At 52.5% G+C, this 12,049-nt stretch carries 10 protein-coding genes; 5 read left to right on the top strand and 5 right to left on the bottom strand.

Annotation, left to right across the window (positions count from 1 at the left end; genetic code table 11):
- Positions 1-67 precede the first annotated feature (67 nt).
- The 3 genes from DDY07_RS11730 to DDY07_RS11720 form a co-directional block, all read right to left on the bottom strand.
- Positions 68-1,606: a TolC family protein gene (locus tag DDY07_RS11730; RefSeq protein ID WP_171696026.1), complete on the bottom strand. Its 1,539-nt coding sequence runs from the start codon at positions 1,604-1,606 to the stop codon at positions 68-70.
- A gap of 219 nt (positions 1,607-1,825) precedes the next feature.
- Positions 1,826-3,721 (bottom strand): ATP-dependent zinc metalloprotease FtsH, encoded by a 1,896-nt coding sequence (gene ftsH / locus DDY07_RS11725; RefSeq protein ID WP_171696025.1) that lies wholly within the window; start codon positions 3,719-3,721, stop codon positions 1,826-1,828.
- 435 nt (positions 3,722-4,156) lie between these two features.
- Positions 4,157-4,543, bottom strand: a complete 387-nt coding sequence (locus DDY07_RS11720) for a hypothetical protein (protein ID WP_101055002.1) — start codon at positions 4,541-4,543, stop codon at positions 4,157-4,159.
- Between the two features lie 445 nt (positions 4,544-4,988).
- On the opposite strand from DDY07_RS11720, the gene DDY07_RS11715 reads away from it, so the two are divergent.
- The 5 genes from DDY07_RS11715 to DDY07_RS11695 all read left to right on the top strand — a co-directional run bounded on the left by DDY07_RS11715 (position 4,989) and on the right by DDY07_RS11695 (position 10,738).
- A complete protein-coding gene (locus DDY07_RS11715) occupies positions 4,989-5,390 on the top strand; it encodes a hypothetical protein (RefSeq protein WP_171696024.1) in 402 nt (133 codons plus the stop codon).
- Between the two features lie 364 nt (positions 5,391-5,754).
- Complete coding sequence (locus DDY07_RS11710) at positions 5,755-7,257, top strand: hypothetical protein (protein WP_171696023.1); 1,503 nt, start codon at positions 5,755-5,757, stop codon at positions 7,255-7,257.
- Between the two features lie 526 nt (positions 7,258-7,783).
- Positions 7,784-8,512 carry a VPLPA-CTERM sorting domain-containing protein gene (locus DDY07_RS23880; protein ID WP_216614746.1) on the top strand — a complete coding sequence of 243 codons (729 nt, stop codon included), beginning with the start codon at positions 7,784-7,786 and terminating at the stop codon, positions 8,510-8,512.
- Between the two features lie 296 nt (positions 8,513-8,808).
- Entirely contained in the window at positions 8,809-9,807 is a 999-nt protein-coding gene (locus DDY07_RS11700) for a sulfate ABC transporter substrate-binding protein (RefSeq protein WP_171696022.1), read from the top strand.
- A 28-nt stretch (positions 9,808-9,835) separates the two neighbouring features.
- Positions 9,836-10,738, top strand: coding sequence for an EAL domain-containing protein (locus DDY07_RS11695; RefSeq protein ID WP_171696021.1), 903 nt, complete (start codon positions 9,836-9,838; stop codon positions 10,736-10,738).
- A 134-nt stretch (positions 10,739-10,872) separates the two neighbouring features.
- On the opposite strand, the gene DDY07_RS11690 is transcribed toward DDY07_RS11695, so the two are convergent.
- Together DDY07_RS11690 and DDY07_RS11685 are read right to left on the bottom strand one after the other, a co-directional pair.
- Positions 10,873-11,211, bottom strand: coding sequence for a DUF2845 domain-containing protein (locus DDY07_RS11690; RefSeq protein ID WP_033155463.1), 339 nt, complete (start codon positions 11,209-11,211; stop codon positions 10,873-10,875).
- Complete coding sequence (locus DDY07_RS11685) at positions 11,211-12,044, bottom strand: quinoprotein dehydrogenase-associated SoxYZ-like carrier (RefSeq protein WP_171696020.1); 834 nt, start codon at positions 12,042-12,044, stop codon at positions 11,211-11,213. The genes DDY07_RS11690 and DDY07_RS11685 overlap by 1 nt, the downstream gene beginning before the upstream one ends.
- Positions 12,045-12,049 lie beyond the last annotated feature (5 nt).

The following is a 12,049-nucleotide window of genomic DNA, read 5'->3' as shown; positions in this document are numbered from 1 at the left end:
CATGCTCAAGACCATCCCGGTGCATGGGTTTGGGGTTACTGGCTGTGTGGTCATGAAAGACGGCCGTTTAAGGCTCATTTGACACGTCCTGGTTTTGCTTGCCTGACACATAAACCAGCGTCGCGGCGGCACGCAATAAGCCCGCCCGACTGTCGATTTCGGTAAAACGGGCCCGCGCCAGATCTTTTTGCGCCGACAACAGTTCGATTACCGTCGAAAAGCCGTGTGTATAGGATTCCTGGGTGGCGGCATAGGACTCTTCGGCGGCTTTCAACAGCGCCAAGGCAAACTCGCGTTTTTCCAGCGCGGTTTTGGTGTCGGCGTAGGCTTTCCAGATGTCGCGCATGATCTCCAGACGCAAAGCCTCCAGTTGGGCTTGGGATGCCGACCTTTTGGCCTCGGCTTCCCGCACCGCATTGCTGCGTTCAAAACCGTCGAATAAGGTCCATTCCACATTCAACATGGCCGTATCGACCATGGCGTTGGCGGAATAATTCTCTCCGCCGCTCGGCTTGGTCTGCACGTCGCCCCAATATTGATTACCGACCATGCCGCGTAGCGATATTTTCGGCCAGAATTCCGCTCTGGCTTTTTTAACTTCCGCTTCGCGGGCACGCAATTCGGCTAGGCGCGCCAGCAAATCGGGTCGCTGTTCCAAGGCCTGATCGACGATTTTTTCCACCGATTGCGCCAGTTCGGCGGGTAAGGGCATCTGGCTGAGGTCGACCAAGTGCAGGCTGTATGCCGGCGAAATACCCAAATTCGTGGTCAAATTGGCCCGTGCCTGAGTCACCGAGCCACGCGCATCTTGCAAGTCATAACTGGATTTTGCCTGCTCTTGCAAGGCCAGCAACAAGTCGGGCTTGGTGGCTAGGCCTTGTTTGAGTTTAGCTTGCACCGAGTCGGCGTTGGTCTTGGCCGACTCGAACGTTTGCTGCGCCGCCGTCACCTTGGTCAAGGCGGCCTGATAGGCAAAAAAACTGCTGGTCACCCGATAGGCAATTTCCTGGTGTTTACGGTCGAAGGCAAAATTAGCCGCGCTCAGACGCTCCGCACCGGCATCCACCAACGCTTCCCGGCGCCCGAAATCGAATAAGGTCCATGCCAAATCCAGACTGGCGAACGCCGCGTAACCGTTGCTGACCAGCGCGCTGCCGGGGATGGGAAAGCTGCTGGTAAAATGTTGGCCAAAGGCCATTGCCGTTAGCGTTGGATACCAGGTACTGCGATTTCTTTCCAGGCGCGCGGCGGCGGCTTTCGCTTCCTCCCAGCTAATCTGGGTTTCCGGATGGGTGCGTAAGGCCAAATCCACCAAGGCCGGCAAATCGTAGGTTTGTTGGGTATCGATTCCGGCGTCCACAGCGCTGGGACTGGATGTATCAGGTGCTGGCGGCCGGTTTTGGGTTTGATAAGCGCGCCAAGATACAGCCGACTGGGCAGGGACTGGCGGAGTGTTTTCTGCATGCGGTAGCGGCGTCGGCACGCTGCAGGCTGTCAACACTGTCAATGTTGCAGTCGCCGCGCTACGATAGCTTGGCGCTAAGTACGCCAATATTGCCGAATTGGAAACGAATTTTTTCAAGCGTTTATTGGGTTGTCGAATCACTCTAATTTGGAAAAAATCCCCTGGTCATTGCTGTATTGTTTAAAACCGACTCTATCATTTATTTGGGGCCGGCGAGAAACAGTTCATTTGTTTAGTTAAGTTTTATAAAGTCGTCGCACGTCAAATTTCAGCTTTTTAATCCCTCGCCCAACCCCTGCCGGCGGGGAGGGAGAGGATCTGCCGAAATTTGCTGTGCGAAGGATATGTCAGATCTTGAGATCACGACAAAGCCGGTATTTTGCCGATAGGAGCGACCGTTTCAGTCGTCGGCCTGGGCGATTTGCCGTTGTCGCAGTGCCGTTTTGCCGGCTGGGCTGCCTTGGGTGGTGCGATCTTGCGGCCCTGCATCAGCTCGTCGATCTGATATTTGTCCAGCGTCTCCCAATCCAGCAAGGCTTGCGCCATATTGTGCAGAATATCCATATGCGATTTCAGGATGGCTTCGGCGCGTCTGTAGTTATTCGCCAGGGTTTGTCTGATTTCATGATCGATCAGGCGGGCCATTTGCTCGGACATCGGTTTGGTCGAGCCCATAAATCCGCTGTCGTTGTCGCCGCAATCCATGGGGCCCAAGCGATCGGATAAGCCCCACTTAGTGACCATATTGCGCGCCAATTGAGTCGCGCGTTGTATATCGTTAGAGGCGCCGGTGGTAACTTTGTTTTTGCCGTAAATTAAAGCCTCGGCAATCCGGCCGCCGAACAGGCTGGAAATTTGGCCCTCCAGTTTATCTTTGCAGGCACTGTATTGGTCGTGTTCCGGCAGAAACATGGTAATACCCAGCGCGCCGCCGCGCGGCATGATGCTGACTTTGTAAACCGGGTCGTGCTCAGGCATCAAACGGCCGACGATGGCGTGGCCGGCTTCATGGTAAGCCGTCATCAGCAAATCCTCGCGACTCATGATCATGGTGCGTTTCTCCGCGCCCATGATGGCTTTGTCCCGGGCGCTGTCCAGGTTGTGCATGGTCACTTCCCGCTGGTTGTTACGGGCCGCGAACAAGGCGCCTTCGTTAATCAGATTGGCCAGTTCGGCGCCAGAAAAACCCGGTGTGCCGCGCGCCAGGTCGGTGATATTCACATCGTCCGCCAAGGGAACGCGGGTGGCGTGGACTTTGAGAATTTGTTCGCGGCCTTTGATGTCGGGCAAGCCGATTTGCACTTGGCGATCAAAACGGCCCGGCCTCAGCAAAGCTTTGTCCAGCACATCGACCCGGTTGGTCGCGGCGATGACGATAATCCCTTCGTTGCCGCTGAAGCCGTCCATTTCCACTAATAACTGGTTAAGAGTTTGTTCGCGTTCTTCGCCGCCGCCGATATTACCGCCGCTACTGCGCTGGCGACCGACGGCGTCGATTTCATCGATAAAGATAATGCAGGGCGCGCGCTTTTTAGCTTGCTCAAACATGTCGCGCACCCTGGAGGCGCCGACACCGACGAACATTTCCACGAAGTCGGAACCCGAGATGGAAAAGAACGGTACGCCAGCCTCGCCGGCAATCGCTCGAGCCAGTAGGGTTTTACCGGTACCGGGAGGGCCCACCATCAACACGCCGCGCGGAATTTTGCCGCCCAAAGCTTCGTATTTGCCCGGATCTTTCAGGAAATCGACCATTTCAGCCACGTCCTGTTTGGCTTCCTCGGCGCCGGCCACATCATTGAAACGTATCTTAACTTGATCTTCAGTCATCAATTTGGCCCGACTTTTACCAAAGCCGTTTTGCGCGCCGGCACCCTGTTGCTGCTTACGCATGAAATAGATCAATACCCCGATCAGCAGCAAAGTGGGGGCCCAAGAGAATAACAGTTGCGTCAGGGTGGACTGCGTCTCAGGCCGCTCGACTTTGATCTTGACGTCATATTCCAAAAGATCGTCTATGATCCGCGCATCACCAGGGTTGTAAGTGGCAAAGCGGGTGCCGTTATGGCGGCGGCCGTCGATGGATCTGCCGTCGATCACTACTTCGGCAACGGATTTGCTGCGCACATCCTTGATGAAATCGGAATAGGAAATGTCGTTTTGCGAATTGTAGGAAGACAGTCTGGGATTGAATACCGCGAACATCAAGATAGCAATGCCAACGGTTATGGATAGAGCGATGAAGAGCTTTTTCATGATTGCGATCTCCTGTTTAGGATGCAAGGTTCAAGTGATACGCTTCGGCAAGACTTGGGTTGGTGCACGGACGTTTGCCGCATCGAGCCAGGCGAGAATAGAGAACCCTGGTTCGACATAAAAAAATCAGCAACTTTTGCGCCATTAATTCGATATAAAAAAGACCCGCATCACCGCTTCGCCAGTTGGCGAACAAGTTAACTGTCACGTTTTTCTTTTCGGAGGTAAGAAAACGCTTGGTCCATAGGTCCAAGGCCGACGCACGCGCATCAAATGCGCCGGCGTTATCCGCAATGCGGGTCGTAAATGGCAGTCTTTACATACAGCTTGAGCCCTACAATGCTCTAGCCTGTGTCCAATTTGTACACAAAACGCCCCGATTTTGTGCGCCGCTCGGCCCTTTGAGGCGTGGCTCAACCGGCGGTTTTACGCGGCTTAATGGCTGGAAATATAAAGCGTGTGCATTTCCTCGTAGCGACTTAAAGCGTCTTTCAAGGATTCGCCGGCCAATTGCAAATCGCCGCCGCGGGCTGCTTTCCAGGCGGTATTCAGGCGTTTGCCGGCATGCTGGCGTTTGACTTCGAGATCGTTGTTCTCGATGTCTTTTTGCTGTTGCTTGGCATGGCTGACCAGCTCAGCTACCGTTTCCTTGTCTGCACCGTTTTCTACTGCGGAGATGGACGCTTTGACTTTGGAAATGGTGCTTTCCAGAGCAGCTCTTACTTCTTCGTGGCTAAAAGTCGCCGCGGAGACCGGAAAACTCAGCGCGCTGATAAGGGAGATTGCGATAGAGAAAGTTATGAATTTTTTGCATGACATCATGATGTTAGCCTCGGTAAACCAGAAAAAATAAATCGATAGCGGCTTGCGCCTCGGCACTTCAGGATCAAAACGAACTTATGTTTCGAAAGCTTCGTTTCAATTGATAGTGTGGGTAAAGTCTACCAGACTATGGTTCTGATTAGAACTTAATTTGTTTTCATAAGAACTATATGTGTGCTTTTCGTCACACTTTTTATTGACCCGGACCTTAAATATTGTTCGGGCTGAGTGTGTCGAAGGACGCGCGGCATAAGGCTTCGACGCGCTCAGCCCGAACGGTGTACCCGTGTTAAACAGGGCCGGGTTTATAATTGAGTATGCATAAGCGTGCCAGCCGTAAAGGGGGCGCTGGCGTTTGCTTGATTGAATTGAACGCCAGCAATGTGCGGTTTTATTGGTAAGCTAAGGGTATAACTATTCTTATAACCACGCCTCGGAGAAAATAATGATCACGCTATTAAAAATTGCCGCCGCCACTTTGTTGAGTTTGAGCGGCACTGCGGCACATGCCTACGGCAGCAGCCAGAGTTCTCAGCACTGCGATAAACCGGTGTTTTCGGAGTTTCAACCGGCAACCAATAAATATTTGCAATCGTTCAGCGAGTTTTCGTTGATGGCTTCCGCCAACACCACACTGACATCGGTGGTGGTTAACGTGAGTGCCGGCGAAACCAAATACCATTTCACCCCAAAGCAACTGCAAATCACCCAACAACCTAGCGGCCGCTTGGAGATAAAGGGCAAAGTGGATAGACCTATAGAAAGTGGATTTGCGCGCTTGAGTGTTACCGCGCACAGCAAACCCGGTTGTGAAAAAACCGACGGCTATCTGATTCGCATTCATTAATCGCGAATTAACTCGGCCCTCAAACATCGTCGCTCCCGCGCAGGCGGGAGTCCCATTCTTCATGCGGCCGCCGCAATTTCCAAGGTTAGGAACAATCTACACCGGGCATTCAGAGCCTTCCCTTCCGGAATGCTGTAATCACCAAAATCAACGGACAACGCGCATCCGGCAAGACTTGGTATCTGGTCTATAGTTGCGGTTGACCGGCATATCCAGTGCTGGGACGTTAGATGCGCTCAGTGCGCGCCACATTCCGGTGCCGCCACGAGTCGGACGGCCAGTTTTATCCCGCTTGCTGCGCGGTAATTTTCGGAACGACCGGATAGCGTTGACCGCAGTTCAAGCGATTAAAAGGGTGATAACAATGACTAAAAAGCCTGGGTTTTATCTGTTTCCGATGTTGTTTTTCGCATCCGCTGTCGCCGCTGATTACAAAGCCGACATCGGCTATCAAGCCTTGCTCACGCAATTAGGTGCAAACACGCCGACCGGCGCTGGTGTCAATGTGGTTCACGCCGAAGCATCATTAGTCGAATCGCGGGATCACTCGGATTACCCCATCTATGCGCCGAATATTCGTAACACCCAATTCGCCGGTAAGACATTCAGTTTTCCGGGAAAAAAAGCCAGTACCGCACCATCGGGACATGCTGACAGCGTCGGTGCCAGATTTTACGGTAAGGATTCCATTGCCAACGGCATCGGCAACATCGCCAGTTATGATGCCAACGCCTGGATCGATAGTCTGATTAGTCCAACGGCCTTGGCTCCCTTCAACGCCAGTCGGATTGCTAACCACAGCTGGGTCGGCAAAGGCGACACCGTGCCGGAAACGGCGATGATTCTGCGTTTGGTTGATCGACAGGTGCAGCGCAACCAATTCATCCAGGTGGTTGGTATGCACAATGGCCTCAGCGACTCGCCGCTGTTGGGCAGCGCTTACAATGCAATTGCGGTAGGGCGCACGGACGGTAGGCAGGATAGAGGATCCGATGCGGTTGACTCGTTATATATATCGGGGCGGACGCGCCCCGATTTAGTGGCGCCGCAAACTACCACTAGCGGAGCCACACCCATAGTAGCCGCTGCTGCCGCGTTATTAGTTGAGACCGGCCACAAGGGTGGGGCTAATTTATCGCAGGGATCGATTAATATTGAGGGCGTGGGAACCGTTTACAACGCTGAACGCGCCGAAACCGTTAAAGCTGCGTTGCTGGCGGGTGCCGACAGAGCGACGCAGAATACTTCAACCACGGACAACATCGTCGACTATCGCCGCAGCGGGCATCAAACACTGAACGGCCTGGATGATAGATTCGGTGCCGGCCAACTGAATATTTTGCATAGTTACCAAATCATCGCCGGTGGCGAACAAGATAGCCTGGAAGATGGCGGTGCGGCAAACGGCATCGGCTTGGCCGGATTCGATGTCGATACGGCGTTCGGCGGCTTGGCTAGTAATAGTTTGGCGACATACAAATTCGCCGCCGCGACGGCTTTGAATTTGCAGGCGTCTTTGGTTTGGAACCTTGGGGTATCGAACGATCTGAATCTAACAACCACTTTATACGATCTGAATCTGGAGTTATTCGACGCCACGGCGCAAAACATCGCCGCTTTCTCGGCGAGCAGCGCCGACAACAGCGAGAACCTGTGGCTTAGATTGGTCACCGGTCATGACTACGAATTGCGGGTCAAATCCGGCGAAGCCAGTCCGTTCAGCTGGGATTATGCGTTGGCCTGGCATATGAGCCCGCTGCAATCGGCACCGGTGCCTTTGCCGGGGGCGCTTTCCCTGTTTCTTTCCGTACTCGGCGGGTTTGGCTGGCTGGTGCGCGGGAAACGATGTAATACCGAAGTTTTCTGATTGAATGAACCTCTGCCCAAGCAGTTTTCATCAGCGGCTGCGCGCCCTCTCTTTGCCTTATTCAGTAGACCCTTAAAATACCGGGTTCCGCTATTCCCGCGTTGGCCGGAGCGACGATATTTGTGGGCCTTGTTAATAAGTGGCTTCAGCTAAACCAAAAAATCCGTCATGCCTATGCAGATACCCAAAGGGCATAAATTGTGGCAAATAACTTTGTGCGTAAGTTATTTCACGGAAAATTCACCGCACATTAATACTGGTCATCTACGTATCTTTCTGTATTTAAACAAAAATGTTTTGTGGTCTGAATATTGTATAGGGATCGCCGTGCTTAGCCATAGGCGTGGAAACGGCTAACACCATGAAGGACTTCCAATAATTCATACTCGTTTCTATAGGCGACTTAGCAAACTAAGTACGCCGCGGCCTACCTGCTTTCAAAGACGTGGGAACGGCGAATTTTTAGAGGTTCCTAAAATCAAGATCCCTACGCGCTCTAACTTCAATCAACATAAAGGTTGTAATCGTGAATAAACTAATAAAATCAATCGGTGTCGCCGGATTGGCGGGGTGTGCGCTCTTTGCCGAGGCCCAAGCAAATACACTGCAAGTGTCAGGCACCATTTATAAAGTAAGCGGCGGTACTACTTACGACACTTGGAAAATCAATATGCTTAGCGGCGGTACATTCAAAGTTGATGTGTTGGCTTATGAGGCTACGCAAAAGCAAACATCCACCGCCGGTTATCAGGAAGTCGACCTGAACAACGACGGTGAAATTACTTTTCTGGATCCGGATACTTATATCTACCGGGATGACGGCTTGCTGGATGCCGGCGACATGTTGGCGCGTTGCGACGATTCCGATGGCAATCACTGCCCTGATAGCAGCAATCAGCCGATTTTGACAAATACCGACGGTTCGGCGGATGGTTCGCTTTTCTTACGTGATCCGGCGTTTAACGTCACCTTGCAAGCCGGTAATTATTTATACCTGGTGGCCGATTACACCTTATCGACCAGTGAAGCCGTCGCCGGTATCAATACTAACGACAACTTGACCTTACCGACCGGGCTTCCCGCCCGCGATCACGGCGACTATCGGCTTACCTTGAGCTCCGATACCCTGAATTTTTCTCTGGCGGGCAATACCATCACCGTCTCGCAAGTGCCGGTTCCCGGCGCCGTTTGGTTATTCGGCAGTGTACTGGCCGGATTGGCGAAGGTAGGGCGGCGTAAGATAGCTGTGGTTTGACCTTGCTCATCGGCGGGAGGCTTGGGCTTCCCGCTGCTTTTTGTTCTGGTATGGCACCAAAGCCGGCGAACGCCTTACTCGCCGCTTTGCCGGAATTTTCCTGAAAACCTTGGTTTACGTTGAACCTGGCCATGCGTCAGGGTTGCCTGTATCCGGAATCAAATATCGCAATATAAGATATTTAATTCTAATTATATCGTTTTTGTTGGTTATCGGCTTTGCGTAGCATAAGCCCCGTGGCCAACCAACATTCAGCTTGCCGCAAGCAGATCGATAACTTTTTTTCAGGAGCACCCATGAGATTCACCCATACCTTCAAGCCCTTACTCTTCGGCATCGCCCTGGCCCTCAGCGGCAATGCGCTGGCCGAACGCACCCTGCTGAACGTCTCCTACGACCCGACCCGCGAGTTGTATAAAGAATATAACCAACTGTTTACCCAATATTGGAAAACCAAAACCGGCGAAGACGTTAGTATCCAGCAATCACACGGCGGCGGCGGCAAGCAAACCCGCGCCGTGATCGACGGCCTGGAAGCCGACGTGGTGACCTTGGCTCTGTCCGGCGACATCGATCAAATTCACGAGAAAGCCAATCTGTTACCCAAAGACTGGCAAGGCAAACTGCCCAACAACAGCCTGCCGTACACCTCGACTATCGTATTTCTGGTGCGCAAGGGCAACCCCAAAGCCATTAAAAACTGGGACGATTTAATCAAGGACGGCGTCTCCGTCGTTACCCCCAACCCGAAAACCTCCGGCGGTGCCCGCTATAACTACTTGGCAGCCTGGGCCTTTGCGGAAAAGAAAAACGGCAGCAAGGACGCCGCCAAGGCTTTTGTGGAGAAGCTGTTTAAAAACGTGCCGGTACTCGACTCCGGTGCGCGCGGCTCCACCACTACTTTTGCCGAACGCGAAATCGGCGACGTGTTGATCACCTGGGAAAACGAAGCGTATTTGGTGCTCAAAGAATTCGGCGCCGATAAATTCGAAGTCGTTACCCCGCCGTTCAGCATCCTGGCCGAACCGCCGGTCGCGGTGATCGAAACGGTCGCAAAAAAGAATGGTAACCAGGATCTGGCGATCGAATACCTGAAATATCTCTACACCAAAGAAGCCCAAGAGATTATCGCCAAAAACTTCTACCGGCCCACCGACAAAGACATCGCAGCTAAATACGCCAAACAATTCCCGACCATGGAACTGGTCAGCGTAGGCCAATTGGGTGGCTGGGGCTTGATTCAAAAAGAACACTTCGACGATAACGGCGTGTTTGACAAAATTTACGGGCGCTAAGAACGCTTAGGCAGAGGAGGGTGTAGCCATGGTGGAAAATACCATCGAATTGCTCCGTGACGATCTGGAACGGGCCTTGTATCTGGATCTGGACGAATTCAAACTGGAAATCGAGCAACAGGAAGTGCTGAGCCGATTCATAGGCCTGAAATTGCGCAGCGAGTTTCAACCGATATTCGATGCCGGCAAATCCCAGGGATTGCTTGGCTACGAAGCCTTGCTGCGCACCTCCACCGGCTTGGAAGCCGTGGGCCCGGATTTTGCGTTCAGTTGGGCGGACAATCAGGGCAAATTGGTGAAGCTGGATAGGGTGGCTAGAACCCTGCATATGCTGAATTATCTGAATCTGCCGGCGGACAAGGGCTTGCTGTTTTTAAACGTACATCCCAAATTGCTGGTCAGCGTGAATACGCACGGCAAGGTATTCGAACACATTCTGCATCTGCATTCGGTGCCGACTACAAGGGTGGTGCTGGAGATCATGGAAAACGCGGTGGAAGCCGATCAACAGTTGCTGGAAGCGGTGGACAATTACCGCGACCGCGGCTTCCAGGTGGCTATCGATAACTTCGGCAGCCGGCATTCCAATTTGGACCGGTTGTGGCGCTTATCGCCCAGCTTTGTGAAACTGGATTTAAGCATCATCCATCAAGCGCAAACCGATGCCAAGATCCGCCGGGTGCTGCCCAAATTAATCGAAATCATCCAGGCCTTGGGCGCGCAAGCGATCATTGAGGGCATCGAAAACGAAGTACAGCTGGATATTGCGTTGGATGCCGGCGGCAAATTACTGCAAGGTTATTTCCTGGGAAGGCCGGCGGCGGCTGGGTATTGGCAAAAACCCAGGCTGGCGGTGCAAGAGAATCTGTTAATGCCCGGTGCGCCGATGCATTTCGGCAGTTTCAGCGTCCCGGCTCAGCACGGTATGTAGTGTGTAACGACTGCAAGATAGTTTGATGGTTTACCGAAAACTCGGTGAGATGTGCTCTCCTGTGGCAATCCTGCTAACCCCGCCTTCTCGGCGGGGGCTTTTTTGGTTTAGGTCAGGGTTGAAAACCTTGCGATTTAGTATCCGTAACTCAAATTGCTGATTTTTTTCAACTCCCCATCTTCAAACTCAAGCAGCTGCTGAAACTTGCGTGGCCCGAAGTTGTAAATCCATTCTTCGATCAGCACCTCTTCGAATTGATCTATCTCCAACGCGCCGTAGGGATGCCGTAAGCGGCTGCCGCGGATTGCTCTGCGCTGTTCGACCGAATCCGGTTCCCCGCATTTGTCCAAGACTTCGGCTTTATAATCACCCACCTGGACCAGTTTATGTCCGCAGCGCAGCGCAAGCGCATCGCCGGCAAATACCAGCATGCCCAATCCCAACAAAATGCCTCTGATTGGCGAACGGGTCATTAAGGGCTTACCGTGTAACTTTGCGAGTAGCTACCGCCTTTATTGCAAACGTTTCGGCTGGTGGGCGATTCACAGGATACATCGGTAAATTCGGCTTTTAACTCGCCGGCTTTATCCGGCACAAAGTAGAAGCGGAAATTAGGATCGGCGCTGATCGCAATATCGATTTTGGCGTTAAGCACGGGCTTGTCGTTAAAAGTCACTTTTAGTTGATCGATAAAGTGCGATTTTCGGATGAATCGGGTCATTTGATCCATCTGCATGCCCGTGAGGTTGGGGTGGCTGATCATCAATTGCGTCAAGGCCGGTTGGCCGCTTTGAATGCCGTCGTCAAGCCGAAACTTAACTTTGCCCAGCCGCTTCATGGCTTCATCCAGATCAGCGCCGATCGGTGCAGAGCAGCCGCCGCTGGCTTTGACAAATTTTTTGGTCATGCTGAACTTGCCGTCATTGGTTTCGGCAACCGCGCGAATGTCGCTATAGGTATTGACGCGCACTCGCAAAGCCAAATCGGCTTTACCGCTCTCCGGAAAGAACTCGAACTCACCGACAAATGGGAACGGGTTTTTATCGACGAACAGCCAGATTTTTTTGATGTATTTATCTTTGCTTTGCGCAAATTTGCTGGTGACTTTAACCGGCACAATCGCCGGATCTTCCGCCCGGTAAGGAGCATCCAATTCGATAACCGCATTGGCTTCGTCGATATTTTTACCGGCGAAAAACTGGCTTCTCAAAACCGTGTTCCAAGTAATGTCGTCACCTTCGGCAATCGCGATGGCCGGCAAAATCATTAAAGCCAGCAGAAAAATAGCGTTATAAGGTTTGTGCATGCTTT

It is taken from the genome of Methylomonas sp. ZR1, from assembly GCF_013141865.1.
Lineage (GTDB): Bacteria > Pseudomonadota > Gammaproteobacteria > Methylococcales > Methylomonadaceae > Methylomonas.
The sequence above is the reverse complement of the archived record's forward strand: the minus strand, read 5'-3'. Positions and strand labels throughout refer to the sequence as shown.